Here is a 26760-nt window from a genome sequence, read left to right as displayed (position 1 = left end):
CGTTCTGTGTATTTGACCCAAGGTTTACATCGCGCCGTACAACGGCACCCAGACACCATCGCCTTGACGCATGTGAGCGACGCAGGCGAACGGCACTGGACTTTTGCCGAAGTCTTGGATGCAGTGGGGCGTCAAGCGGCTTATTTGCAGGCCCGTGGCATTCGTGCCAACGACCGTGTGGCGCTGTTGTCGCCCAACTCCGACCAGCTGATTCAAGCCATTCTGGCGTGCTGGTGGTTGGGGGCGGTGGCGTGTCCCATGAACACGCGTTGGAGCGAAGCGGAACTTGCGTATGCGTTGCACGACAGCGATGCCGTGCTCTTGTTGCACGACCTCAGTTTGCCTGTGCCTCAAGGTTTTTCGCCTTGCTTGAGTTTGAATGATTTGGCGAACGCTTGCGCAACCATGCAACCCGTGCCCGATACGCGCACCGGTGGATCTGCGCTGGCCGCGCTGCTCTACACCGGCGGCACCACGGGGCGGTCAAAAGGCGTGATGTTGACGCACGCCAACTTCTGGTCTGCCTCTATGACGCGAGGCGCTGAACTCAACAATCCGCCAGATTCGGTGTCGTTGTTGGTGGCTCCCTTGTTCCATGTGGCGGGCTTGGGGCGCATGATTGGCCAGATGATTGTGGGTGGCCGTTGGCTGACGATGGCGCAGTTCCGCACACCCGCCGTGCTGGCCGCGATTGCGCGTTTTGGCATCAACGACACCATCATGGTGCCCAGCATGTTGCAAGCGTTGTTGGACGACGAAAATTTTGATGCCGCCAAGTTGCAGTGTTTGGATCGTATTGCGTTTGGCGCAGCGCCCATGCCGCCTGATTTGTTGAACCGTGCGTTGGCCACTTGGCCTCAGGCGGAGTTCTTTCAAGCCTATGGACTGACCGAAACCGCAGGCGCCGTGTGCATCAACTTGCCCATCAACCACCGCGCGCAGGGCGAAGCGCTTGCGCTGCTGAACTCCGTCGGGCGAGCGGGCTTGGGCGCTGAAATTCAGGTGGTCAATGACGCGGGCGAAGAAGCGCCACGCGGTCAAGTGGGGGAGATTTGGGTGCGCGGCCCCATGATCATGCAAGGCTATTGGAAGCAGCCCGATGTCACCACAGCCGCATTTGTGGACGGCTGGTTTCGGACTGGCGATTTAGGGCGCATGCGTGAAGACGGGTATTTGTTCATCGTGGATCGCCTCAAAGACATGATCATCACCGGTGGCGAAAACGTGTACTGCGCCGAGGTGGAGGCCGTGTTGCGCCAACACGCGGATGTGGCCCAGGCGGCTGTGATTGGTGTGCCCGATGTGAAGTGGGGCGAGGCGGTGCATGCGGTCATCGTTTTGACGAGCACGGCGAGTTTGTCAGCCGATGACATGGTGGCCGCTTTGCGCGCGGATTGTCACCAACAACTTGCGGGTTACAAATGCCCACGCAGCTTCAGCTTCGTGACGGAGTTGCCGATGTCGGCTGCCGGAAAAATTCTCAAAAACGCATTGCGTGAACGTGTGCGTGCATGAAACCCGTCACGATCACCAACCCCTTGGACGTGTTTTCGCAAACACCCTTCATGCGTTTGCTCGACATGAAGCGGGCGTTCTCACAAAACGGGCAGGCCCGCATCACGTTGGACCCGTCTGCGGATGTGGGCAATGTCATCGGGGCGGTGCACGGCGGCGTCGTGTCGACCATGCTCGATGTGGCGATGGCCAGCGCGGCGGTGTCTTGCGTGAACTTCACCCGCACGGTGGTGACGCTCAATCTGACCACCAATTTTTTAGCGCCAGGGCGTGGCTTGCTGACCGCAGATGGTCAGGTGCTGCACCACGACAACGCGGTGGTCTGGTGCAGCGCCAAGGTCACCGATGCCGATGGCCAAACCATTGCGCAGGCTCAAGGTTCCTTTCGATTTTTAGAGCTTCCCAAACCCGCTGTCTCGATTCACCCATGAGGAAATAACGATGAAGTCATCTCTTTTGAATCGCATGCGTCGTCACGCATTGCTTGCTGTGTGCGGCTTAGGCCTTTGTGGCGTTGGCATGGCCGCGTGGGCCGCTGACCCTTTCCCGTCCAAGCCCATTTCTTTGGTGCTACCGTTCCCACCGGGTGGCTCGGTCGATCCCGTGTTTCGTTCCTTGGCCGAAGCCGCGTCGCGTGAGCTGGGGCAGCCGGTGGTGTTGATGCACCGGCCCGGCGCGGGCGGCATCATGGGCACGGCTTCTGTGGGCGCGATGCACGAGGCCGATGGCTACACCTTGGCGGTCATGCACAACTCGGTGATCCGTGCGCCGCTGGTGCAAAAGGTGAACTTTGATCCTTTGCGTGACTTCACCTACATCGCGGGTTTGTTTGGGTTGAGCACGGGTGTGTCGGTCGCCATGGATGCCCCTTGGAAGAATTTGGGAGAGCTTTTGGCCGATGCGAAAAAGCAGCCCGGTGTGCTGAGTTGGGGCAATGTGGGGGCGATCAGCATCAACCGCATTTATGCCGAACGACTTGGCAAACTCGCCGGCACAAGCTTCAACATGGTGCCATTCAAAGGCGGCTCAGAAGCGTTCACCACGCTCATTGGTCGGCATTTGGATGTGTATGGCGACCCGGGCTTTGGCGCTCAGGTGCAAGGAGGCAAAGTTCGCTTGTTGGCGACCTTCACAGCGGAACGTCTCAAACGTTACCCCAACGTGCCCACGGTCAAAGAGCTGGGCTATGACTTGGTGATTGAATCGCCCATGGGGCTGGTGACGCCCAAAAATCTAGACCCCAAGATTGCCGCGCGTTTGGCGAGTGCGTTCAAAAAAGCGGCCTCTGACCCAGTCTATTTGAACCAACTGGAACAGTTTGACTTTCAAGCGAATTGGACGTCTGGCGACGAATACGCGGCGTATGCACGTTCGCAATTTGAGCGCGATGCCAAGATGCTGAAAGAAATTGGCTTTAAACCTGAGTGAACTTTATGACGACTTTGAACTTTGATTTTTCTGGCAAACATGTGTTTGTCGCCGGTGGCTCCAGTGGCATCAACTTTGGCATTGCGCAGGCGTTTTCGAAAGCCGGTGCGCGCGTGTCGTTGATCAGTCGCTCGGCAGACAAGGTGGCTGCTGCGGTGGCGCAACTGACCTCTACCGGCGCGCAAGCGTGGGGCACCTCCGCGGATGTGCGACAGCCTGCGGCCTTGGAGTCGGCGTTTGCACAGGCGGCAGAAAAATTTGGACCGATTGATGTGTTGATTTCCGGCGCTGCGGGCAACTTCTTAGCCAGCGTGCTGGACATGTCGCCCAACGCCTTCAAGACGGTGATCGACATTGATTTGCTGGGTAGTTTTCATGTGGTGCGCTTGGCGCATGCGTATTTGCAAAAGCCAGGCGCTTGCGTGATTCAAATTTCTGCAGGCCAAGCTTTTATTCCCACGCCTTACCAAGCTCATGTGTGCGCGGCCAAGGCGGGGATTGACATGCTCACGCAAGTGCTGGCGTTGGAGTGGGGTGCGCAAGGCATTCGCATCAACTCCATCGTGCCAGGGCCGATTGCCGACACAGAAGGGCTCAAGCGCCTGGCGCCCACCGATGACACCCTGTCTGCCATGACCCAACGGGTGCCCCTCAAACGCTTGGGCGCGATCAAAGACATTGCGAACATGTCCATGGTGCTGGCCAGTGATTTGGGCGCGTTCATCACCGGCACCATCATTCCTGTGGATGGTGGTTTGGCGTTGACGGGGCCACGCGATTTCAGCGCCGCTGCAGCCGCATCGCGTCAGGAGAAGACATGAGTCACCCAGACAAAGCGGCTCAGACCGATAAGCCGCGCAGTGGCCCAGAGCGCCATGTGCCCTTCACCGATCATTTGGGGCTGTGCCGCGAAAAAGCGCACGACGGCGAGGCGGTGATTTCGGTCGAATTACGCGACGAACTTTTGAACAACCATGGCGGCGGACACGGCGGTGTGGTCATGACGTTGTTGGACAGCGCCATGGCACACGCCGCGTTGTCGCGCGTTGACTACGCCCGCGAAGTGGTGACCGTGGACATGAGCATTTCCTTCATGCGTCCCGCTGCGGGACGCCTCGTCGCCACGGGCCGTGCGATAGGCGGTGGCCGCTCGGTGTGTTTTTGTGAAGCCCGCGTGGTGGATGCCACAGGCCAAGTGGCGGCACAAGCCATGGGCACGTTTCGTTACCGCGATCCGCGGTAACGGGTGAGGTGCTGCGTTAGGTGTGTGACGCACGACTCCGTGCCACCGCATGTTTGGCAGCTAAGTAGCCAAACGTCACCCCGGGCCCAATGGTGATGCCCGGCGCTGGATACACACCACCCATGACGGAGTGCATGTCGTTGCCCGCCGCATACAAGCCGTCAATCGCCACGCCTTGCGCGTTGAGCACACGCGCATCGCCATCGGTGAGCAAGCCTGTGGCCGCACCAATGTCGCCGGGGTAGAGCGCCACCGCGTAGAACGGGCCATCGCGTAACGCACCCAAACAGGGGTTGGGGCCGTGCCATGTGGCGTCGCCGTTGGCGCGTTGGTAGTCGGTGGTGCCGCGTTGGAAATCTTCGTCCACGCCGTTGTCGGCGAATGTGTTAAAACGATCGATGGTGGCTTTGAGTTTGTCAGTGGGCACATTCAGTTGCTGCGCGAGCTCAGCCAAGGTCTTGCCTTGCTTCAAATAACCATCGGCCAAGAACGGTTCAAGGCCTTTACCGCCGGGGCGAACCATGCCAATGCCATAGCGCTTCAAGGCGCCTGCATCGCACACCAACCACGATGGCACGCTGGGCGTGGTGGCGTGGTGAGCTTGCATGGCAATGCCAAACAAGTGGTACGAGGTGGATTCGTTCAGGTAGCGTTGACCTTGGCTGTCCACGGTGAGCATGCCGGGCTTGCCGCGGTCCATCACAAAGTGTGGAAACACGGCGATGCTGCCATCGGCGCGTTGGCGTGTGGAGACGGGCGCCCAAAACGCGTGGCTCAAACCACCGCTGCCGAGTTGGCCACCCGCTTGCAGGGCCAAGTCTTGTGCCTTGCCGGTGTGGCCGGGGCCTGCTGGGCACCATGCTTCTTTGGCACCGGGCAACATGTCTGCACGGCGTGTGGTGTGACGGTTGAAACCACCGCTGGCCATGACCACGCCGCCTTTGCTGTGCACCGTGCGTTTGACCATGCTGCCATCGGGCAGGGTTTGTTGCAGGGCCACGCCTTGAATGGTGTTGCCGTCTTGCAAGAGTTGCGTGGCTTCGGTGTTGGTCACCAGCATGCCTTGGCGTTGGATGTAGCTGTAGAGCATGCGCGCAATCATGGCGTTGCCCATGACCAAGCGCGTGCTGCGTGGGTGCAGCAGTTTGTCGAGGAAGTGGCGCACGATGATGCGTACGCTGTAGCTGAACGACTTCCACGTTTCCGTCAAACGCAGCAAATGGAAGATGTCGTCGCGGTCCACCATCATGCCGCCGAGCACGGTGAACTCGGGGATGGGGTTGCGCACGAGGGGCAGGTTGGGGCCGAGCAATTTGCCATCAAACGGCTGTGGCTCAATCGCACGGCCACGCAACACCGAGCCTTCGAGTTCAGACAAATAGTCGGGATGCAACATGCGCACTTGGAATTGCAGTGCGCTGTTGGCTTCGAGTTTGGCGACGGCGTGCGGGCCGTTGTCGATGAACGCTTGACGCAACTTGGCATCCGAGCGTTCGCCCACGGCGAGGTTCAAAAATGTGGCCACACGCTCGGGCGTGTCGTCTGGGTTGACTGCTAAACCGCGTTGGGTGCCGGGCACCCACGTGGTGGCTGCCGACAAAGCGGTGGTGCCGCCCACATGGGCCATGCGCTCGACCAACAGCACGCGTGCGCCGTCAATCGCAGCGTTGAGTGCGGCGGAGAAGCCTGCACCGCCAGAACCAATCACCACCAAGTCCACGGTGTCGTGGTCTTTGAATTGCGAGAGGTCGGTGGTGATGCGATGAGAAATGCGCTGATCAAGGGGATGCAAGGCGTCTCTCATGGCTCACACCTCCAACAAAAAATTGACCATCAACTCGCGCACTTGCGCAAACATGTCGGCGCCCGTGACGGTCTTGCAACCTTTGGCGCGCGCTGCCGCAATCAAAGGCGTGATGGCGGGGGCGGTGATGACGCAGCCCACAAACATGTCGCCATGAATCTTGGTGGTGTCAATCGGTGTGGGGTCGGCTTCTTTCATGCCGATGGGCGTGGCGTTGACGGCGACATCAAAGCCTGTGGGGTCGGGGCTGCCAAGTGTGAACTTTTCAAGATGGGTGACTTTGCCCAGCTTCAAGGTGTTGAGGCGGTCGATCAGCGATTGGCGGCGTTGGTCGTCGGGGTCGTGAATGGCCAATTCGCTCACGCCGGCCAACACCAAGCTGTGTGCAATGGCAGAGCCCGCGCCGCCTGCGCCCACCAGCAAAGCGCGTTTGTTTTTTAACACGCAACCGTTTTTTTCCATGGCGCGCACATAACCCAAGCCGTCGAACATGTCGCCATGCCAGCGGCCTTGTGCGTCGCGACGCACGGTGTTGACGGCGCCCAAGAAGGCAGCGCGCTCAGACAGCGCATCGCAAAACGCAGCGCACGCAAATTTGTGCGGCACGGTGACGATGAGGCCGTCGATGTTTTGCGCGCGTTGGGTGCCGGCCCACCAATCGGTCAAGTCAGCGGGGGAGACGTGGGCGGGGATGCAGATGGCGTCGCGGCCATGCGACTCAAAAGCTTGGGTCACGCCAAAAGGCGATTTCACTTGGGCAATGGGGTCGCCCACAATGACGTGAACGCGTGTGGCGCCGCTGAAGTTTTCAAGCATGGTGATTCAAAGTGAAGTGGATGAATGTGGCGCAGTTTATCCAAAAATGGAATTGCGTTCAACTTTTGAATCAAATTCATTTTTCGTGATAAAGTGCCGTTCAATATCCATTTCCAAACAGCACTATGAGCGGCGTACTTGAAAGAACTTTGGGCATCTTGGAGCTCTTGTCTGAACAAGGGCAGGGCGTCGAGCTGGCTGTGTTGGCTGACAAGCTCAACATGCCCAAGAGCGCCGCGCACCGCCTGTTGGCCGACTTGGTGCGCTTCGGCTATGTGCGCCAAACCCGCGACATGGGCGATTACATGTTGACCACCAAGCTGGTGTCTCTGGGCTTGAGCTACCTCAGCAAAACAGGCGTCATTGATGTGGCCCAACCGCTGCTCGACCGCTTGGCCGAACAAACGGGTGAGCTGGTGCGTTTGTCGGTGGTCGATGGCGACCGCCTGACGTGGGTGGCCCGCGCACAAGGCGCTCGCCAAGGCCTGCGCTACGACCCCGACATGGGCAGCATTGCCCGTTTGAGCTGCTCGTCGTCGGGCTTGGCTTGGTTGTCCACCATGAAGGATGATGATGCGTTGGCCTTGGTGTCGCAACAAGGTTTGGGCTCGCCCCAAGACTTTGGCCCGAATGCGCCCAAGAGTTTGAAAGCCTTCCTGAAGGTCTTACAAGACACCCGCAAACAAGGCTTCAGCTTGACCGAAGAAACCTACACCGCAGGCCTCAACGCCATCGCCGCGCCTGTGGGTTTGGCTGGGCAGTTGCCCATGGGCACCATCAGTGTGGCGGGCCCGTCGGCACGTTTGACGCGTGAGCGCATGTTGGCGTTGGCGCCTGATTTGTTGTCATGCGCGGCGCAATTGGCAGCGGCCAGCGGCGCATCGCCCATGTTGGCGCGCGGCACCAGCCATGTGCGCTTGCAACCCATTTACGCCGCTTGATGGACTGGGACACGCCACGATGACCACCCCTTCAATCGACACCGTTGCAGCCAAAGCTTGGGACTGCGATTTACTCGTGGTGGGCTCGGGCGCAGGTGCGCTGTCCACCGCCGTGACTGCGACACACCTTGGCCTCAAAGTCATCGTGGTCGAGAAAGACCCGCACTACGGTGGCACCACCGCTTGGTCGGGTGGTTGGATGTGGATTCCACGCAACCCATTTGCCATCCAAGCGGGCATCACCGAACCGATTGAAAAACCGCTTTCGTACTTGCGCCACGAGTTGGGCGAGCAGTTTGACGAAACACGCGCGCGCACCTTCCTCACGCATGGCCCACGCATGGTGCGCTTCTTTCAAGAACACACCGCCTTGCAGTTCATCGATGGCAACTTGATTCCAGATTTCCACGGCAAGACCGAAGACGCTGCCTTGGGTGGCCGCTCGGTGTGTGCCGCGCCGTTCAATGGCCGCTTGTTGGGTCAGCATGTGAAACAGCTCAAAACGCCGTTGTACGAGATGACCTTCCTCGGCATGGGCATTGCCTCGGGGGCTGACATCCGTCACTTCTTTAACGCCTTGCGTTCATGGGGTTCGTTCTTTCATGTGGCTAAGCGTGTCACGCGCCACCTGTTGGACTTGGCGCTTCACGGTCGAGGCATGCAATTGGTCAACGGCAATGCCTTAGTGGCGGGTTTGGCCAAATCTGCCTTTGATGCGGGTGTGGATATTCGCGTGAACAGCCCTGTGGTGCGTTTGGTCACAGAAGCAGGTGCTGACGGTGCGCAAAAAGTGCGTGGTGCCGTGGTGATGCACAACGGCGAAGAGCAAGTCATTCGCGCCAAGCGCGGTGTGATGTTGGCAACAGGGGGCTTTCCGCATGACCCGCAGCGCAAGAGCCAACTGCTGCCACACGACCCGACAGGTCAACAACATTTCTCAGCCGCCTCGCGCGGCAATACCGGCGATGGTTTGCGCTTAGGTGAATCGGTGGGCGCTGTGGTGGCGAACGATTTGAAGCACGCGGCTGCGATGGCGCCCGTGTCGTTGGTGCCACGCAGGAACAAGACGGAGGAGGGAACCACCGCCCATTTCCCGCATTTGATTGAACGCGGCAAGCCCGGCCTGATTGCCGTGACACGTTTTGGCAAACGCTTTGTGAACGAAGCCGACTCGTACCACGACTTCATGCAAGGGTTGATTCAAGCCTTATCTGAAGGTGAGCCCGTGCAAGCCTGGTTAGTGGTAGACCACCGCTTCATCCGTCGCTGGGGTTTGGGTGCGGTCAAACCTGCACCCGTGCCCATGCACGGCATGTTGGCCAATGGTTACTTGAAACGTGGCAACACCTTGGCGGAGTTGGCAGATGCGTGTGGCATCGACGCCGCGGCTTTGCAACACACCGTGGCGCGCTACAACACCCAAGCAGACATCGGTTACGACGGTGAATTTGCCAAAGGCCAAACCGCTTACAACCGTATGCAAGGCGACGCCACGCACGCAGGCCGCAACCCCAACATGGCGCCCATTCAAGACGGCCCGTTTTACGCGGTACGCATCGTGGCTGGCAGCTTGGGCACGTTTGCCGGTTTGCGCTGCAACGAACACGCGCAAGTGCTCAACGCGCAAGGCCAGCCCATCGACGGTTTGTACGCGGGTGGCAACGACCTATCGAGTGTGATGGGCGGCAACTACCCGAGTGGCGGCATCACCCTAGGCCCCGCCATGACCTTTGGTTATTTGGCTGCGCATCATGCGGCCCGCTTGTCACCTGACTTCGCATCTTCCGAACATCCATTTTTGAAAAGGACTTCTCCCATGTATTACGAACTCGCCACCATGACGCTGCCTTTTGGCACCGCTGCCCAAGCCGCTGCCAACGTGCAAACTTTTGCCGCGCAAGGTCAAGGTGAATTGCTGGGCTGCTGGTTCACCGACATCGGTGTGCTCAACCAAATGATTGTGTTGCGCGGCTTTGACGACTTGGCTACTTTGCAAGCCGAACGCAACCGCACGCAACACAACGCCAGCCCCTTTGGCTGTGGCGACATCTTCCAAAGCTTGGAGCAACACAGCTACCAAGGCTTCCCTTGGATGAAGCCCGTGCGCCCCAGCGCGGAGAGCGGCATCAACGGTCCTGTGTACGAAATCCGCACCTACGGCATCAAACCCGGTGGCGTGCAACCCACGATTGATTTGTGGGAGCAAGCCATTCCTGCGCGCGACAAAATTTCGCCCTGCGTGGTGGCCATGGTCGCTTTGGATGGCCCGCTGCGCTTCACCAACATCTGGGCTTACCCAACGATTGATGCACGCAGCAAAGCACGCGCCGATGCCGTGGCTCAAGGCATTTGGCCACCCAAAGGCGGCCCTGCCAACTTAACCACCCACATGGTGTCCACCATCGCGTTGCCCACTGCGGTGTCGCCATTGAAATAAATCTCCAAGGCTGCACATCATGCGTACCTATTCGCTCGCGTACTTAACGGCCAATGCCTCGACGGTTCCTGAAGCCATCAGCATTGCCGCTCAGTTGGGCTATGGTTTTGTGGGCTTGCGTTTGCAACCCAATGGGCCTGGCGCACCGTTTCAAAGTTTCATCACCGATGCGGCCGTGCAACGCGAAACCTTGGCACGCATGGCCGACACGGGTGTGCAGGTGTTTGACCTTGAAATCATCCGCATCGGCGAGCAGTTTGACCCCGTGGTGCACCGCCCCTTGTTAGAGGCAGGGGCCGCACTCAAAGCCCGTGCGGTGTTGATTGCTGCCGACGACAGCAACGAGCAACGCTTGGCTCAAAACTACGCGCAACTGTGTGAGTTCATGCAACCCTACGGCCTCACCGCAGATTTGGAGTTCATGCCGTGGACGGGCGTGAAAGATGCACAAGCCGCGATGCGTGTGGTCAAACAAGCCTGCACGCCGAAGAACGCTGGCATCTTGGTCGATGCTTTGCACTTTGGTCGCTCCACCACCAGCTTGGCAGACATCGCTGCTATTCCACGCGAGCTGTTGCACTATGCACAAATGTGCGATGCGCAAGCGGGTTTGAGTTTCACGACTGAAGAATTAATTCACACCGCGCGCCAAGAACGTTTGCTGCCAGGTGAAGGCACCATCGATGTCAAAGGGTTGTTTGCCACCTTGCCGCAAGACTTGCCAGTGAGCGTGGAAATCGTGAACCTTGAGCGTTCGAAGTCGATTGGTGACAAGGCTTGGGCTGAACTGTGTCTCAACGCCACTCAGAAAGTTTTAGGCGATGCCTAATTGCGTTTGCCACGCTGCCTCACATCAACGGCCGCAAACTTTGCGCGACTTCGCGCAACACAGGCAGCACGCGGTTCACGGCTTCCTTCGACGTTTCATGCTGAATGGGCATGCTCACGGTCAGCGCGCCTTGCACATTCCCTTTGTGGTCTCGCAAGGGCACCGCCACGCCGCGGTACGCCAAGTCGAGCTGCTGCTCGGACAAGGCCCAGTCTTGCGTGCGAATGCGGGCCAGCTCCGTGCGCATGCGCTTGGGGTCGGTGATGGTGTGCGAGGTGAAGGCTTTGAGTTCGTGGTTGGCCAACCACGCGTCGGACTCTTCCTCACCCAACAGCGCAAGCAGCAACACACCCGCACTGGTGAGGTGACAGGGCACACGCGCACCCAGCGCGAAACTGGTGTTCATGCTGCGGTTTTGTCCGTTGCGTGCGATGTAGACCAAGTCGTAACCGTCGAGCACGGCGACAAACGAAATTTCTTGTGTGCCCATCGCCAAGCGTTGCAACGAGGGTTGCACGATGCGCGGCAGGCGTGCCGATTCCAAGTACGACTGGCCCAGTCGCATGACCTTGGGCGTGAGCCAAAACAGCTTGCCGTCGGTGGACACAAAACCCAAATGCAAGAGCGTCAACAAGTAGCGCCGCGCGGCGGTGCGCGTGAGGCCGCAGCGTTGGCCCGCTTGTGTGGCCGTCAAGCGCGGGTTGTGTTCGTCAAAGGTTTGCAGCATGGCGAGGCCTTTGTCCAGACCCGCGATCCAGTCTTTCTTGTCCATGCCCGTGGGGTGCGTCAAAAGTGTGTTCATAACGTGTGCAGGGGGAAACCCGTGATGCGTTCGATGATCGCACAATATCGTTCGACAATCGCGCAAATTAATGCGAATATTACGATAAGTCAAAATTTTCCAACTAAATTGCATACATCCAATTCTTTTGAATGGTGCGCCACAGATTTCATCACCCCGAGCCACCAAACAAAGGCTCAATTTCAAACCCAAAGAGGAGACATCCATGAATAAACGTTCCACCTTAAAAGCTGTTGCAGCTGCCGCTATTTTTACGTTGGCTGGCATCGCGCATGCTCAGCAAACCATCAAGATTGCCAACATCGTTGAACTTTCGGGACCTGGCACCACAGCCGGTACGGTGTTTAAGAACGGCGTGGAGTTGGCGGTCAAAGAGATCAACGAAGCCGGCGGCATCTTGGGCAAGAAAATCGAGAACTACACCGTAGACACACAAACCAACCCTGGCGTTGCCAAGGGCTTGACACAAAAAGCTGTGGATGACGGCGTGTTCGCCATTTTTGGCCCCGTCTACTCTGGCTCCATCATGGTGTCCATGGCTGAGTCCAAGCGCGGCGAAGTGCCTAACTTCACCGGTGGCGAAGCCGCTGCCATCACAGCCCAAGGCAACCCTTATGTGTTCCGTACGGCTTTTGGTCAAAGTACTTCGTTTCCTAAGCTTGCCAAGTTCATCAACACCAAAGCCAAAACCTTGGCGGTGATTTATGTGAACAACGACTTCGGTAAAGGTGGTCGCGACACATTGACCAAGCTGTTGGCTGATGGTCCAACCAAAATCGTGGCAGATATTTCGACAGATGCCGGCCAAGTTGACTTTTCAGCCGCCGTGTTGAAAGCCAAGCAAAGCAACGCCGACGCGATCTTTGCGTACACCAACGAAGAAGAGTCCGCACGTTTGTTGCGTGAATTGAAAAAGCAAGGTTGGAACAAGCCTGTGATCGGTGAGACCACATTGACTGGTCAAAAAGTGATCGAACTGGCGGGTGATGCGGCCAACGGTGCCATGGCCCACGTTGGCTTGACAGTAGACGCGCCTAATCCAGAAATGTTGAAGTTCAAGGCCAAGTACTACCAAGCCTACGGCAGCATTTCTGACCACAACGGCATCAAGGGTTACACCGGCATGTATGTGCTCAAAGCCGCCATCGAAAAAGTGGGCAAGCTCGACCGCAAGGCCGTGGCGCAAGCACTGCACGGCATCAGCATCAGCGCCAAGAAAAACCCAGGCGTCATCATGGACGTGAGCTTTGATGCCAATGGTGACCTCGACCGCGAAAGCTTCTTGATCGAAGTGAAAAACGGACGTCAAGTGGTGACGGCTACTTTGCCCGCTTTGAACGCCAAGAAGTAACCAAGAAAACAAGGCACGCCTATTTCGGGCGTGCCTTTCTTTTTTCAAGCGAATCAACATGACCGATTTCCTACAACTCTTTTTCAGTGGCCTTGCCACCGGCAGCATTTATGCGCTGGCGGCTTTGGGCTTTACCTTGCTTTGGCAAGCTTCGGGCACCATCAACTTCGCGCAAGGCGAGTTTGTGATGCTGCCGGCTTTCATGATGCTGGGCTTCATGGCTGCAGGCTTTCCTTTGATGTTGAGCTTTGCCGCGAGTTGTGTGTTGTCGGTCTTTGTGTTGGGCTGGTTGTTCAAACGCGGCGTGGTGGACCCACTCTTTAAGTTCGGCATGATGCCCATCGTGGTGGCGACCATCGGGCTGTCCATTGCCATGCGCAATGCCGTGCGTGCGGGTTACAGCGCTGAGCCACATCCTTTCCCTAATTTGTTTCCAGATGAGGTGTACAACATTGCGGGTGTGACCATTTCGGCTACCGACATTGGCACCTTTGTCTTTGCCATTGCGCTGGTGTTAGTCACACAAGCCTTCTTGGCCAAGACCGTTACCGGTCGCGCCATGCAAGCGGTGGCACAAAACACCGAGAGTGCTTCGGTGTTGGGCATCAACGTGCCGCGCATGATTTTCTATACCTTCGCCATCAACGCTGTGCTGGCTGCTGCAGCAGCGATTTTGGTGACGCCAACGTATCTGGCCAAGTTCGACATGGGTGCGGCTTTGGGTACGAAGGCTTTCTTCGCCGCCATCATTGGTGGCTTCAATAACTCACGCGGTGCGTTGTTGGGCGGTGTGATTGTGGGCGTGTGTGAAAACTTGGCTGCGGCCTACATTTCGCCTGCCTACAAAGATGCTGTGGCGCTGGTCATTTTCATGGTCGTGATTTTGTTCAAGCCACAAGGCTTGCTCGGTAAAAAAGTGGAGCGCAAAGTATGAAGAAGCTCGCAATTCTTGCCGGCCTCTTGGGGCTGTTGGCCTGTATTTTTGTGCCTACGCTGCTCAAAAACCACGGCATTTATTTGTTCACCTATTGGCTGATTTACGTCATTGCCACCATGGGCTTGAACCTCACCATCGGTTACGCCGGTCAAAAGTCACTCGGCCATGCCGCGTTCTTTGGCATTGGTGCCTACACCGTGGCCGTGATGATGCAGGCGGGTTATAGCTTTTGGCTCGGCATGCCACTCGCAGCCTTGGGTTGCTTTGTGGTGGGCTTGGCCTTGGGCTTTCCTGCGCTGCGCGTGCAAACCATTTACTTGGCATTTGCCACGCTCGGTTTCAACACCGCGGTGTGGTTGGTGATGCGCAACGAAGAGTGGCTCACCGGTGGCACGTTTGGCATCAACAACATTGCACGCCCTGAAGCCTTCGGCATCAGTTTTGATGGCAACTTGGCGTACTACTACTTGGTGTTGGCGTTTGCGGTGGTGCTGGGCTTGCTCTTGTGGGGTTTGCTCAATTCACCTTGGGGCAAAGCGTTTACCGCTTTGCGTGACAACCCCATCCGCGCGGAAAGCTTGGGCGTGGACATCCGTGGCTACACCTTGTTGAGCTTTGCGATTGGCGCGGCCTATGCCGGTATCGCCGGTGGCTTGTTTGGTTCGATGGTGCAGTTCATCGACCCCGCACCGTTCACAGTGGAAGCATCCATCATGATGTACCTCATGGTGGTGGTGGGCGGCCCTGGTTATTTCTTGGGTCCCTTGCTGGGCGCTGCGGTGGGCGTGATCTTGCCCGAGTGGTTGCGTTTTGCGCAGGCTTGGTATTTGTTTGTGTTCGGCACGGCCGTGGTGATGTTGATGATTTGGCTGCCCGATGGTTTGTTGAGCATTCCAGACCGCATTCGTGCGAAACGTCAGTCGCGTGAGGCCTCTGCTGCGCGTGCGGCGGCTGGTCAATCAGGAGTGAAAGCATGACCATGTCTACCAACCAACCCGTACTCAAAGTCACCGATTTAAAGAAAGCCTACGGCGCGATTCAGGCGGTGGGTGGCGTGTCGTTTGAAGTGCGCCCTGGTGAAATCTTTGGCGTGATTGGCCCCAACGGTTCGGGCAAGACCACCTTGTTCAACAGCATGTTGGGTCAGATCACACCGGACACCGGCAAGATTGAACTCAATGGCCAAGACGTCACAAAACTGGGTCCCTTGGAACTCAACCGCTTGGGCGTAGGCCGCACCTTCCAAACCCTGCAGGTGTTCGGCAAGATGACCGTGCGCGACAACTTGATCGTGGCCGCGCAAGAGCACCAAGGCACCATGTTCAGCCGCATGTTTGCCCCCAGTGATTCCAACTTGGGTGCCAAGGCCGATGCCTTGATTGACCAGTTCCACATCCGACATGTGGCCGACAAAAAAGCGGGCGAGTTGAGCTACGGCCAACAAAAGCTGGTGGACATTGCCATGGCCTTCATGAGCGAACCTGCTCTGGTGTTGCTTGACGAACCTTGCGCGGGTGTGAACCCATCGCTGGTGGGCGGCATCAGCACCTTGCTGAAAGACTTGAACAAAACCCGCAAGGGCAGTTTTGTGGTGATCGAACACAACATGGATTTTGTGATGGACCTGTGCCACCGCATCATGGTGATGGTCGAAGGCAAGGTGATGGCCATTGGCACACCCGAAGAAATTCGCGCCAACAAACAAGTGCTCGACGCTTACTTGGGAAGCTGATCATGACCACACACAACAACACAACAACACCGTGCATCGAATTTGACGATGTCGTGGCGGGTTACAAAGATTTCATGATCTTGAACAACTTGTCGTTCACTGTGCCCAAGGGCTCCATCACGCTGTTGATTGGCCCTAATGGCGCTGGCAAATCGACCGTGCTCAAAACCTTGTTTGGCTTGCTCACACCGCGCCAAGGCAAGATTCGTTTGAATGGCGACGACATCACGGGTGCCACACAAAAAGACTTGCTCGCACGCGGCATTGCCTTTGTGCCGCAAGGTCGCAATTTGTTTGGCCAACTCTCGGTGTATGAAAACTTAGAGCTGGGCGGCATCACGCTGGGCATGAAAACCACGCACGAGCGCATCCCTGAAGTGCTGGAGTTTTTCCCACGCGTGAAAGAGCGCATGAACTCCTTGGCTTCTTCGTTGTCAGGCGGTGAACAAAAGCAACTTGAAATTGGCCGTGCTTTGCTGCTGCGTCCCAAGGTCTTGTTGATTGACGAGCCTTCCATTGGTTTGTCACCGATGGTGGTGCAAGACGTGTTCAAGCTCTTGCGCAAGCTGGCTGACCAAGGCACCACGGTGCTGATGGTGGAGCAAAACGTGAAGAGTGCGCTCAAGTACTCGGACAACGCGATTGCTTTAGAGTCTGGCCGTTTGGTGCTGTACAAATCAGCCGCTGAAATTTTGGCTGACCCACAAATGGAACGTTTGTTCTTGGGTGGCGCACACACCACCACGGCTGCTGCAGCGACCGTTTAAGCATGCCCCCAGTGAACATCGCGGTCGCTGGTGCGGGCGTGATTGGTCGTGCCCACATCGCCGTCATTGCGCAATCTTCGCAGTGCCGATTGAGTGCGATTGCCGATCCGTCTGAAGCCGCGCAGGCCTTGGCTCAAACGCATGGCGTGCCTTGGTTTGCCACCTTGGACGAACTGCTGGCTACGGCCTCGCCCGACGGCGTGATTCTGGCCACACCCAATGCCATGCATGTGCCGCAAGCTTTGCAATGCATCGCGGCTGGGGTGCCAGTGTTGGTGGAGAAGCCGATCGCGCACACCGTAGCCGATGCACAAAAGTTGGTGCAGGCCACGCAAACGCATTCAGCCAAAGTACTGATCGGTCATCACCGTGCGCACAGCCCCATCATGCGTGAAGCCAAAGCAGTGATTGACGAGGGGCGCTTGGGCCAGTTGGTCAGCGTCATGGGCAGCGCCATGTTTTACAAACCCGATGACTACTTCACGCAGGCGCCTTGGCGGCATGAGGTGGGCGGCGGACCGGTTCTGATCAACCTCATCCACGAGATTCATAACTTGCGCATGCTGTGTGGCGAAATTATTGAGGTGCAGGCCATGACCTCTAATGTGGTGCGCGGTTTTGCGGTGGAAGACACGGCGTCCATCACGTTTCGTTTTGCATCGGGTGTATTGGCGTCTTTCATGCTGTCAGACACAGCGGCATCGGCGCGGAGTTGGGAGCAAACCAGTCAAGAGAACAAGGCCTATGCCAGCTATGACGACGAGGACTGTTATGTCATTGCAGGCACGATGGGCAGCTTGGCTGTGCCCACCATGCGTTTGAAAACCTACGTCAAAGCAGAAGACCGTTCGTGGTTCAAGCCTTACCAAAGTAGCACTGTGGCGTTAGAGCGAGAAGATCCCTTGCGTTTGCAGATGGATCACTTCATCCGTGTGATTCAAGGCGTGGAAGAACCTCTGGTGAGTGCACACGATGGGTTGCAAAACCTGTTGGTGGTCGAGGCCATCGCGCAAGCAGCAGCCAGTCAACAGACCGTGCGCTTGGCTTAGGTTCTCTAGGCCGCTGTTGTCGATACGACTGACCTGGCGTTACTGGCGCAGGGTCACGAGCTGCCCTGTCTTGGCACTTTCCTGAATGGCATCGAGGGTGGCTGCAACGTCGTAGCTGGCCGCTGCTGCGCGTTCAATGGCGGGTAAGTCGCCATTGCGCATCACTTGGGCAAAGGCTTCAGCAGCAAACCGAAAACCACTGCCTGACGCTGAATGCACGTCTTCAAACGGAATGCTGTTGGCTATGCCTTGACGCACGCGCAGTTGGCTGGGCAAGTAGCCCCAAGCATGCGTGTGAGAATCGCTGGTGTGGTTGAGGTATTCGGTCTCGACTGTGCCGTGTGAGCCCACGACGGTGGCGCGGCGGTGGTTGGCGGTGTCCATGGCGCACGACATCTGCGCACGTCGGCCATCGGCGTAAAACAACGTTGCCATCATGCTGATGTCCACGCCCGTGTCGGCCCAGTTGGCATGCGCCATCACACGCTCAGGCGCGCAGCCCATCACCAAACGAATCAAGCTCAGTGGATAGCTGCCCGCGTCTAGTAAGGCGCCGCCACCGAGGTCGGGCTTCATGCGGATGTTGGTGCCGATGTTGCCGACGGTGAAACCAAAGCTGGCTTGCACACTGCGCACTTCGCCAATCTTCTCGTGGCTCAAACATGCCAACAAGTCGCGGGTTTGGGGTTGGAACCAATACGGATACGACTCCAACAACATCACGCCCTGTTGGCGCGCCACCTCAAACATGCGCGTCACTTCGCCCAAGTTGAGTGCCAGAGGTTTTTCGCACAGCACGTGCTTGCCAGCTTCCATGGCGCGAATCGCCCACTCGGCGTGCATGCTGTTGGGCAAGGGGATGTAAATGGCGTCTAGCGCGGCATCGGCCAACAAGGCCTCGTAGCTGCCGTAGGCATGTGCGATCTGAAAGCTCTGCGCGAAGGCTTGGGCTTTGGTTAAGTCGCGGCTGGCCACGGCTTGAATGGCAACCTGCTGGCTGCCAGATACATCGCGTGCAAATTGTTTGGCAATGTTGGCGCAGCCCAAGATGCCTAGGCGCAAGGGTGTGTATGAAGGTGAGGACATGTTTTTAGATTTAAAAGTTAAAGGTCGAAACAACATTTGCAATCAGTTTGCCACGACAGTTGACGCGCGCATTAGGGTTCTTCTGAGTATGGTGTGGCGTTATTCGCGTTCTATACTTTGCAAATGAACGAATCGGTACATTCCACCCGCAAGGCGCCCAAGCGCACCAACGATCCCGAGCGGACGATGGCGGGCATCATGGCGGTGGCCACTCAAGAGTTTGCAGCCAAGGGCTTGGCGGGCGCACGCATCGACGCGATTGCAGCAGCTACGCACACTAGTAAGCGGATGATCTATTACTACTACGGCAGCAAAGAGTCCTTGTACCTTGCCGTGCTGGAAGACGCGTATCGCCGCATTCGTGCCACCGAGGCGGAGCTGCACTTGGCCGACTTGTCCCCTGAGGAGGCGCTCAAGGCGCTGGTCGGCTTCACCTTCGATCACCATCACAGCAACCAAGACTTCATCCGTTTGGTCATGAACGAAAACATCCAGCGCGGCAGCTTTTTGGCCCAGAGCAAGTTGATTCAAGATCTCAACGTCTCAGCCATTCAGTCTATCGAAGCGCTTTACCAGCGTGGCGTGAAGGCTGGGGCGTTTCGCAAAGGGCTAGACCCTATCGACATTCATGCGTCTATTTCTGCGCTGACGTTTTTCAACGTGTCCAACCGTTACACCTTCGATTTGATCTTCAAACGCAATGGCCAAACTGCCAAAGCTTTGGCTGCACGACGCCAAAGCGTGGTGGACATGGTCCTTCGTTTCGTGAGTTATTCAAATTTGGCATAGCAGGTAGTTGGCTATGCGAGTTTCAAATGCGGGTTTCCACTAACATGGTGCAAAGTAACTGTTTTGTACATTTTGTTTCAGCCCATATTTTTCAAGGATCTTCCTGATGTTTAACCTTATTTTGGATCGCTGCTGCAAAGTACTTGAAGCAGCGATCGCCTTTTGCCTCGCTCTCATGGTGGTGTTGGTATTCGGTAACGTGTTTCTGCGTTACGCCATGAACTCTGGCATCACCTTGTCTGAAGAGCTGTCACGTTGGGCGTTCGTGTGGATGACTTTCTTGGGGGCCATCGTGGCACTGAAAGAACATGGACATTTGGGTACGGACATGTTGGTGAGCCGTCTGGGCCCATTCGGCAAAAAAGTCTGCTTGGGTGCTTCTTACATCTTGATGTTGTTTGCTTGCTGGCTTTTGTTCAAAGGTGCTTATGAGCAAGCAATCATTAACTTGGACAGCACCAGTGCCGTGATGGAAGCTTCGATGGCTTGGGTTTACTTGCCCGGCATTTTGTTTGCTGTGATGGGTGGTTTGATTTTGAGTGCAGAGTTCATTCGCTTGTTAACCGGGCACGTGCGCGACGAAGATTTGGTGATGATTCAAGAGTCTGAAGAAGCCCCTCACGGCGACAACCACTAAGCCCATTCAAGGAACAAGACCATGACAATCACAGTATTTCTCTTTTCCCTGATGGGTTCCATGGCGTTGGGTATCCCCATCGCTTTCTCTTTGCTGTTGTGCGGTGCTGCCTTGATGTGGCACATGAACATGTTTGATGCGCAAATCTTGGCGCAAAACTTGATCGAAGGCTCCAACAGTTTCCCGTTGTTGGCTGTGCCATTCTTCATGTTGGCTGGCGAAATCATGAATGCGGGTGGTTTGTCGCGTCGCATCGTGAATTTCGCAATGGCTTGTGTGGGCCACATCAAAGGTGGCTTGGGCTATGTGACCATCATGGCTGCTGTGATCATGGCGGCTTTGTCTGGCTCTGCTGTGGCCGATGCGGCTGCTTTGGCTTCTTTGCTCTTGCCCATGATGGTGGCAGCTGGTCATGACCGCGCACGCTCTGCAGGTTTGATCGCTTCTGCCGGCATCATTGCCCCCGTGATTCCACCCAGCATTGGCTTCGTGATTTTTGGTGTGGCTGGCAACGTGTCCATTTCCAAATTGTTCATGGCTGGTATCGTGCCTGGCATTTTGTTGGGTGCTTCGTTGTGGATCACTTGGTGGTGGTTAGCACGCCAAGAAGTAGTGACAGTACCACCACGTAAATCGTTTGGCGAAATTCGTGAAGCGCTGCGCGAGGCTACTTGGGCGTTGGTATTGCCTGTGATCGTGGTGTTTGGTTTGAAGTTTGGTGTGTTCACACCGACTGAAGCTGCAGTGGTTGCTGCCGTGTACGCCTTGCTCATCTCGACTTTTGTGTACAAAGAACTCAATTTGAAGAGCTTGTATCCCTTGTTTGTGGCCTCTGCCAAGACCAGTGCGATTGTGATGTTCTTGGTGGCAGCTGCGATGGTGTCTGCTTGGTTGATCACGGTGGCTAATTTGCCAGCTGAATTGGTGGCTTTGCTACAGCCTTTGTTAGATAGTCCGCGTCTATTGATGCTGACCATCATGGTCATCACCATGCTGGTGGGTACTGCGTTGGACATGACGCCCACCATTTTGTTGCTCACACCCGTGTTGATGCCTGTGGTGAAAGCCGCTGGCATTGACCCTGTGTACTTCGGCGTCTTGTTCATCATCAACAATGCCATCGGTTTGATCACACCGCCCGTGGGTACCGTGCTCAATGCGGTGGCCGGTGTGGGTAAAGTGAGCATGGACGAAGTCACGCGCGGTGTGATGCCGTTCATGGTTGCGCAGTTCATCATCATGTTTGCGATGGTCGCCTTCCCGCAATTGGTGATGGTGCCCGCACGCTGGTTCTATTGATTTTCTTTTCCACTGTCTGTCCGGGTACGCCAGGCAGTGGAACCTTCATTTGGCGTACGACCGCAAAGTTCATCAGGAGACACTGACATGAAACGTGTATTTATCAAGACCGTGATCGCGACTGTGGCCATGGCCGCTATGGGCATCGCTTCGGCACAAGTGAAAACCATCAAGTTCGCCAACCAGAACAATGCGGGTCACCCCATCGTTCAGGGTATGGAGAAATTCAAAGAGATCGTCGAGAAGAACTCTGGCGGCAAGCTCAAAGTTAACCTGTTCCCAGGTGGTACTTTGGGTAGTGACCAAGCCAACGTGTCGGCCATTCAAGGCGGTTCCCTTGAAATGGCTTCCATGAACTCTGGCATCTTCGCCAGCCAAGTCAAAGAATTTGGTGTGTTCGATTTCCCTTTCATGTTCGCTAGCACCAAAGAAGCTGACGCTGTGGTGGACGGTGCCTTCGGTAAGAAGATGCATGCCAAGTTGGAAGAAAAGGGGTTGATCGGTTTGGCTTACTACGAGCTGGGCTTTCGCCACCTCACCAACGGCAAGCGCGCCATCAACAAAGTGTCTGACATCGAAGGCCTGAAGTTGCGCGTCATTCCTAACCCCATTAACGTAGATTGGGTGAAAGCTTTGGGCGCCAACCCCACACCACTGCCATGGCCAGAGGTGTATGCCGCGCTGGAGCAAGGTGCTGTGGATGGTCAAGAAAATCCCATCCCCACCATTAACAGTGCTAAGTTGTATGAGGTGCAAAAGCACATGGCATTGACTGCTCATCAATACAACCCACAGTCTGTGGTGATCAGCAAAAAGTTCTGGGAAACCTTGAGCGCTGCTGAGAAAAAAGTGGTGGCGGATGCTGCTGCTGAATCTGCCAAGTTCCAACGCGATACCGCACGTAATTTGGAAGCCGGTCTGTTGGCCAATCTGAAGAAAAACGGCATGCAAGTGACTCAGTTGTCGGAGTCTGAAATGTCTATCTTGCGCGACAAGATGCGCCCTGTGACTGCCAAGCACGGCGTGACTGTTGGTCAAGATTTGGTCAAAGAGTTACAAGCTGAAATCGAAAAAGTTCGTACAGCTGTGCCTGCCAAAAAAGCCAAGTAATTGGTGTGTGATGCTTCGCCGCTTGGATGCGGCGAAGCATTTTTTATTGAACGAATAAAGATTCTTAAGGGAAGTTGCGTATGAAAGTTTTGATGCTGCACGGCGTGAACCACAACATGTTTGGTAAACGCGACCCTAAGCAATACGGCACCATCACACTCGATGAGATCAATGCCAATTTGCACAACTTGGGCAAAGCCTTGGGCGCTGACGTGGAGTGCTATCAGACCAACCACGAAGGCGACATGTGCGAGCGCATTCATCAATGCTACTTTGACAACGTGGACGCTGTGCTCATCAACGCCGGCGCCTGGACCCATTACAGCTACGCCATTCGCGATGCTTTGGCCGTGTTGACTTGCCCCGTGGTGGAGTTGCACATGTCCAACATTCACGCGCGTGAAGAATTCCGCCACACATCCGTGTTCGCTGAAATTGTGAAAGGCCAAATTTGCGGCTTTGGCGCTGACAGCTACGAGCTGGCTTTGCGCGCTGCAGTGTCAGCCGTTCAATCTTCTAAATAAAACATCATGAGCAAGCACGGCATTTCTATCAATGGCAACACGCAGTTGATTGCCCACATCGGTTATCCCACGCACTCTTTCAAGTCCCCCATGATTTACAACCCGTACTTCGCCAGTGCGGGTATCAATGCGGTGGTGGTGCCCATGGGATGCCAAACGCCTGACTATCCGGTGTTTTTGAAATCAGTCTTCAGCCTCACCAACATTTGTGGTGCGCTCATCACCATGCCGCACAAGGTGGTGACCGTGGGCTTGCTCGACGAAGTAACCGCCACCGTGCGCGTGGCCGGTGCTTGCAATGCCGTGAAAAAACTCGCGGATGGCCGTTTGGTCGGCGACATGTTTGATGGCGCAGGCTTTGTGCGCGGCGTGCAACGCAAGGGCTTCGACCTCACTGGCAGACGTGTGCTGGTGGTCGGCTCGGGCGGCGTGGGCTGTGCCATTGCTGCGTCGCTCGCTGGGGCTGGCATTGCCGCCATCAGCTTGTTCGATGTGAACACCGCATCTGCCGAGGCCTTGGGCCAACGCTTGAAACAAAACTACCCTCAGATCGATGTGCGCACGGGCTCGAACGACCCTGCTGACCACGACTTGGTGGTCAACGCCACGCCCATGGGCATGAACGAAGGCGATGCCTTGCCGATGGATGTGTCGCGCATTTCGCCCGACGCCTTTGTGGGTGAGGTGGTGATGAAAACCGAAATGACTGCGTTCTTGCAAGCCGCCAAAGACCGTGGCTGCCGCGTGCAGGTGGGCTCGGACATGTTGTTTGAACAAATCCCTGCCTACTTGGAATACTTCGGCCTGCCCACCACCACGGCTGACGTGCTGCGCGATGTCGCACAGCTGAGTTACTAATTTTCTTGGAGTATTTGATGACCTTGCCATCTCAACACCGCGAGTCCGTGCCCGACATGCCCAATCGTTTGGGCTTAGACGGGATCGAGTTCATCGAATACGCCACCAGCCGCCCACAGGCGCTGGGCCAAGTGCTAGAGAACATGGGCTTTCGCCCCGTGGCACGCCACCGCTCGCGTGAGGTGACCTTGTACCGACAAGGCGGTATGAACTTGGTGGTCAACGCCAGCCCCGATGATGCGCGTGTGAGCGCCACCACCGATGGCCAACCCGTCATCTCTGCTGTGGCTTTCCGCGTGCGTGATGCGCTGCAAGCGCACACCCGCTGCATGGAGTTGGGTGCATGGAATGTGACCAGCCAAGCGCAAGCGATGGAGCTGCACATTCCTGCCATCCACGGCCCAGGCGGCAGCCGCTTTTATTTTGTGGACCGTTGGCAAGAGTTCTCGATTTACGACATCGATTTCAAACCCATCCCCACCGTTGACCAACACCCAGAAGCTACCGCTGGCATGAGCTACTTTGGCGTGGTGCAGTACATCGGTGCGGGTCGCAGTGCCGACTGGTTGGCCTACTTTGAACACATGTTTGATTTCAGCTTTGTGCCCGATGACCAACGTTTTGGCATCTTGCCCAAAGGCAAATTGATGAAGAGCCCGTGTGGCAACTTCTTGTGGCAACTCATTGAACCCGATCCTTGGATGGACACCGACGAATCGCCCGAATGCTTGCAACGCATTGGTTTGGGTGCGGTCGATGTGGGCGCTGCCGTGAGCGCACTCAAAGCGCGTGGCGTGGAGTTTGTCGAGTCCACCCAGTTGCACCCCGAAGACCGTGGCGCGCTCACACGCAGCGCCTTGGGCTCGGTGTCGTTTGAGCTGGTTCACAAAGACTAATAAAAAGGCCACGCCATGAACTTACTCGACGGCTTCGGCATGGACACCATCACGATGGCGGGCTCTTTAGAAGCCAAGCTGTCGGCGATGAAAGACGCAGGCTTCTCGCAAGTCATGCTCATGGCGCGTGACTTGGTCACACACCCCGGCGGCGTACCCGCAGCGGTGGCCGCAGTGCAGGCCAGTGGCTTGCGCCCCACAGGTTTTCAGGTGCTGCGCGACTTTGAAGGTTTGTCGGGTCACTTGCACGGCTACAAGGTCGACATCGCCAAATCGATGCTCGAGATGTGCGCGGCCACGGGCAGCAAAGTGTTGTTGGCGTGTTCGTCTACGTCACGCCACGCCACCGATGACCTCGACCACATTGCCCGCGATTTGAAAAAGCTCGCCATGATGGCTTTGCCCTTGGGGATCAAAGTGGCTTACGAAGGTTTGTCATGGGGCCGCACCGTCAACGAGTTCACCACGTCTTGGGATGTGGTGTGCCGTGCCGATTGCCCCAACCTGGGCATTGGCATTGACTCGTTTCACATCTTTGCCGCCAACACACCGTTGGATGCGATTGAAGACCTTGACCCCGAGAAAATTTTCTTGGTCCAACTGTCTGACTTCATGTGGCACGAAACCCCCACCTTTGAAGACCGCATGACCACCGCGCGCACCTTCCGCGTGTTCCCAGGTGAGGGCGTGCACAGCGAAGCCTTGGCTGATTTGGTGTTGCGCTTGGACCGCATTGGTTATCGCGGTGACTACAGCTTTGAAGTCTTCAACGACGACTACCAACAACTGCCCTTGGCCACTGTGGCCGAGCGTGCGCGCAAGAGCGCCACATGGCTGCACGACAATGTGCTGCACCGCTCAGCCCCATTGCCTGCTTGGACCCGCACGCACACCAACACACACGCATGAAACAACGTCAACTCGGCCCTTACACCGTTTCAGCCATTGGCCTAGGCTGCATGAACCTCAGCCACGCTTACGGCGCGCCACCCGCGCCTGAAGTGGGCGAGGCCTTGATTCACCGCGCCTTAGACCTCGGCGTGACGATGTTTGACACGGCGGCTTTGTATGGCTTTGGCACCAACGAGTTGTTGGTGGGCAAGGCGCTCAAAGCGCACCGCAGCGAAATCACCTTGTGCAGCAAAGGTGGCATGGCGGGTGTGTCGTTCCCTGATGGTGTGAAGCGCGTCATCAATGGCCGTCCTGAAGCCATTCGCCAAAACTGCGAAGACAGCTTGGCCCGCTTGGGCACCGATGTGATTGACCTGTACTACCTGCACCGCTGGGACAAGCAAGTGCCCATCGAAGACAGCGTAGGCGCCCTGAGCGACCTCGTGCGCGCAGGCAAAATTCGCGAGATTGGTTTGAGCGAAGTCTCTGCCACCACCTTGCGCAAAGCGCATGCCGTGCACCCCATTGCAGCCGTGCAAACCGAATACTCGCTGTGGACACGCAACCCCGAAATCGCCGTGCTCAAAGCCTGCGAAGAACTGGGCACCACCTTTGTGGCCTTCAGCCCCGTGGCGCGTGGCTTCTTGTGTGGTGATTTACGCGATGTCAGCAGCTTGGCCGCCAACGACATTCGCCGTGCCATGCCACGCTTTGCTGCGGACACCTATGCCGCCAACTTGCCTTTGCTCGATGCTTACCAAGCCATTGCACGCGAAGCAGGTTGCACACCTGCGCAACTGGCCTTGGCTTGGTTGCTGCACAAAGACAGCAAGCTCATTCCGATTCCTGGCACGCAAAACATTCGCCACCTCGAAGACAACATCGCCGCCGCTGATGTGATGCTGTCGGCGGAACAGATGCAGCGTTTAGAAGCGCTCATCAACCCGCAGACGGTGAAGGGGCCGCGTTACAACGCAGTGAATGCTTCTGAGGTGGATACCGAAGAGTTTGCTTAAGCG

General features: G+C 56.7%; 27 protein-coding genes. 23 read left to right on the top strand and 4 right to left on the bottom strand.

Features of this window, described 5'->3' with window-relative positions:
• Positions 1-6: 6 nt before the first annotated feature.
• The 5 genes from C5F52_RS07415 to C5F52_RS07395 are packed head-to-tail and all read left to right on the top strand — an operon-like array spanning position 7 to position 4186.
• Positions 7-1515: a class I adenylate-forming enzyme family protein gene (locus C5F52_RS07415; RefSeq protein ID WP_104797672.1), complete on the top strand. Its 1509-nt coding sequence runs from the start codon at positions 7-9 to the stop codon at positions 1513-1515.
• Positions 1512-1946, top strand: a complete 435-nt coding sequence (locus C5F52_RS07410) for a PaaI family thioesterase (protein ID WP_104797671.1) — start codon at positions 1512-1514, stop codon at positions 1944-1946. Before C5F52_RS07415 ends, C5F52_RS07410 begins: the two co-directional genes overlap by 4 nt.
• A 10-nt stretch (positions 1947-1956) precedes the next feature.
• Positions 1957-2943, top strand: a complete 987-nt coding sequence (locus tag C5F52_RS07405) for a tripartite tricarboxylate transporter substrate binding protein (protein WP_236657768.1) — start codon at positions 1957-1959, stop codon at positions 2941-2943.
• 5 nt (positions 2944-2948) lie between these two features.
• Positions 2949-3764, top strand: coding sequence for an SDR family oxidoreductase (locus tag C5F52_RS07400; protein ID WP_104797669.1), 816 nt, complete (start codon positions 2949-2951; stop codon positions 3762-3764).
• Positions 3761-4186 carry a PaaI family thioesterase gene (locus C5F52_RS07395; protein WP_104797668.1) on the top strand — a complete coding sequence of 142 codons (426 nt, stop codon included), beginning with the start codon at positions 3761-3763 and terminating at the stop codon, positions 4184-4186. The genes C5F52_RS07400 and C5F52_RS07395 overlap by 4 nt, the downstream gene beginning before the upstream one ends.
• A gap of 16 nt (positions 4187-4202) precedes the next feature.
• Here the strand turns inward: C5F52_RS07395 and C5F52_RS07390 are convergent, their stop codons facing one another.
• Entirely contained in the window at positions 4203-5990 is a 1788-nt protein-coding gene (locus C5F52_RS07390) for an FAD-dependent oxidoreductase (protein ID WP_201746979.1), read from the bottom strand.
• Between the two features lie 3 nt (positions 5991-5993).
• Entirely contained in the window at positions 5994-6806 is an 813-nt protein-coding gene (locus C5F52_RS07385) for a shikimate dehydrogenase (protein ID WP_104797667.1), read from the bottom strand.
• 125 nt (positions 6807-6931) lie between these two features.
• Here C5F52_RS07385 and C5F52_RS07380 point away from each other — a divergent pair, with 125 nt between their 5' ends.
• The 3 genes from C5F52_RS07380 to C5F52_RS07370 are packed head-to-tail and all read left to right on the top strand — an operon-like array spanning position 6932 to position 11013.
• The gene (locus C5F52_RS07380; protein WP_104797666.1) at positions 6932-7747 is read left to right on the top strand and encodes an IclR family transcriptional regulator; all 816 of its coding nucleotides are present in this window, start codon (positions 6932-6934) and stop codon (positions 7745-7747) included.
• A 19-nt stretch (positions 7748-7766) separates the two neighbouring features.
• Complete coding sequence (locus C5F52_RS07375) at positions 7767-10184, top strand: FAD-dependent oxidoreductase (protein ID WP_104797665.1); 2418 nt, start codon at positions 7767-7769, stop codon at positions 10182-10184.
• 19 nt (positions 10185-10203) lie between these two features.
• Entirely contained in the window at positions 10204-11013 is an 810-nt protein-coding gene (locus tag C5F52_RS07370) for a sugar phosphate isomerase/epimerase (protein WP_104797664.1), read from the top strand.
• Between the two features lie 19 nt (positions 11014-11032).
• On the opposite strand, the gene C5F52_RS07365 is transcribed toward C5F52_RS07370, so the two are convergent.
• Positions 11033-11785: an IclR family transcriptional regulator C-terminal domain-containing protein gene (locus C5F52_RS07365; RefSeq protein ID WP_104797853.1), complete on the bottom strand. Its 753-nt coding sequence runs from the start codon at positions 11783-11785 to the stop codon at positions 11033-11035.
• A gap of 235 nt (positions 11786-12020) precedes the next feature.
• Here C5F52_RS07365 and C5F52_RS07360 point away from each other — a divergent pair, with 235 nt between their 5' ends.
• From C5F52_RS07360 to C5F52_RS07335, 6 genes are read left to right on the top strand one after another with little or no spacing between them, the layout of a single operon-like run.
• The gene (locus tag C5F52_RS07360) at positions 12021-13166 is read left to right on the top strand and encodes an ABC transporter substrate-binding protein (protein WP_104797663.1); all 1146 of its coding nucleotides are present in this window, start codon (positions 12021-12023) and stop codon (positions 13164-13166) included.
• A gap of 58 nt (positions 13167-13224) precedes the next feature.
• Positions 13225-14100 (top strand): branched-chain amino acid ABC transporter permease, encoded by an 876-nt coding sequence (locus tag C5F52_RS07355; RefSeq protein ID WP_104797662.1) that lies wholly within the window; start codon positions 13225-13227, stop codon positions 14098-14100.
• Entirely contained in the window at positions 14097-15080 is a 984-nt protein-coding gene (locus tag C5F52_RS07350) for a branched-chain amino acid ABC transporter permease (protein WP_104797661.1), read from the top strand. The genes C5F52_RS07355 and C5F52_RS07350 overlap by 4 nt, the downstream gene beginning before the upstream one ends.
• On the top strand, positions 15077-15835 hold the full coding sequence (locus tag C5F52_RS07345; protein ID WP_236657767.1) for an ABC transporter ATP-binding protein: 759 nt from the start codon (positions 15077-15079) through the stop codon (positions 15833-15835). The genes C5F52_RS07350 and C5F52_RS07345 overlap by 4 nt, the downstream gene beginning before the upstream one ends.
• Before the next feature lie 2 nt (positions 15836-15837).
• Positions 15838-16602 carry an ABC transporter ATP-binding protein gene (locus C5F52_RS07340; protein WP_104797660.1) on the top strand — a complete coding sequence of 255 codons (765 nt, stop codon included), beginning with the start codon at positions 15838-15840 and terminating at the stop codon, positions 16600-16602.
• A 2-nt stretch (positions 16603-16604) separates the two neighbouring features.
• Entirely contained in the window at positions 16605-17651 is a 1047-nt protein-coding gene (locus C5F52_RS07335) for a Gfo/Idh/MocA family protein (protein ID WP_104797659.1), read from the top strand.
• A 39-nt stretch (positions 17652-17690) separates the two neighbouring features.
• Here C5F52_RS07335 and C5F52_RS07330 read toward each other — a convergent pair whose 3' ends face one another.
• Entirely contained in the window at positions 17691-18737 is a 1047-nt protein-coding gene (locus tag C5F52_RS07330; RefSeq protein WP_104797658.1) for a Gfo/Idh/MocA family protein, read from the bottom strand.
• Positions 18738-18860: 123 nt separating this feature from the next.
• Here C5F52_RS07330 and C5F52_RS07325 point away from each other — a divergent pair, with 123 nt between their 5' ends.
• The 9 genes from C5F52_RS07325 (at position 18861) to C5F52_RS07285 (ending at position 26757) form a co-directional block, all read left to right on the top strand.
• A complete protein-coding gene (locus tag C5F52_RS07325; protein ID WP_201746978.1) occupies positions 18861-19526 on the top strand; it encodes a TetR/AcrR family transcriptional regulator in 666 nt (221 codons plus the stop codon).
• A 106-nt stretch (positions 19527-19632) separates the two neighbouring features.
• Positions 19633-20163, top strand: a complete 531-nt coding sequence (locus tag C5F52_RS07320) for a TRAP transporter small permease (protein WP_104797657.1) — start codon at positions 19633-19635, stop codon at positions 20161-20163.
• 21 nt (positions 20164-20184) lie between these two features.
• On the top strand, positions 20185-21462 hold the full coding sequence (locus tag C5F52_RS07315) for a TRAP transporter large permease subunit (RefSeq protein ID WP_104797656.1): 1278 nt from the start codon (positions 20185-20187) through the stop codon (positions 21460-21462).
• Positions 21463-21549: 87 nt separating this feature from the next.
• Positions 21550-22572, top strand: coding sequence for a TRAP transporter substrate-binding protein (locus C5F52_RS07310; protein ID WP_104797655.1), 1023 nt, complete (start codon positions 21550-21552; stop codon positions 22570-22572).
• Positions 22573-22652: 80 nt separating this feature from the next.
• A complete protein-coding gene (aroQ, locus tag C5F52_RS07305) occupies positions 22653-23096 on the top strand; it encodes a type II 3-dehydroquinate dehydratase (protein WP_104797654.1) in 444 nt (147 codons plus the stop codon).
• Positions 23097-23102: 6 nt separating this feature from the next.
• Positions 23103-23954, top strand: coding sequence for a shikimate dehydrogenase (locus C5F52_RS07300; protein ID WP_104797653.1), 852 nt, complete (start codon positions 23103-23105; stop codon positions 23952-23954).
• Positions 23955-23971: 17 nt separating this feature from the next.
• Positions 23972-24850, top strand: coding sequence for a 4-hydroxyphenylpyruvate dioxygenase (locus tag C5F52_RS07295; protein WP_104797652.1), 879 nt, complete (start codon positions 23972-23974; stop codon positions 24848-24850).
• Positions 24851-24865: 15 nt separating this feature from the next.
• Entirely contained in the window at positions 24866-25759 is an 894-nt protein-coding gene (locus C5F52_RS07290; protein WP_104797651.1) for a sugar phosphate isomerase/epimerase, read from the top strand.
• Positions 25756-26757, top strand: a complete 1002-nt coding sequence (locus C5F52_RS07285) for an aldo/keto reductase (protein ID WP_104797650.1) — start codon at positions 25756-25758, stop codon at positions 26755-26757. Before C5F52_RS07290 ends, C5F52_RS07285 begins: the two co-directional genes overlap by 4 nt.
• Positions 26758-26760 lie beyond the last annotated feature (3 nt).

Source organism: Limnohabitans sp. TS-CS-82 (assembly GCF_002943475.1).
Note: the sequence above shows the minus strand (reverse complement) of the source record. Positions and strands in the feature narration are given on the sequence as shown.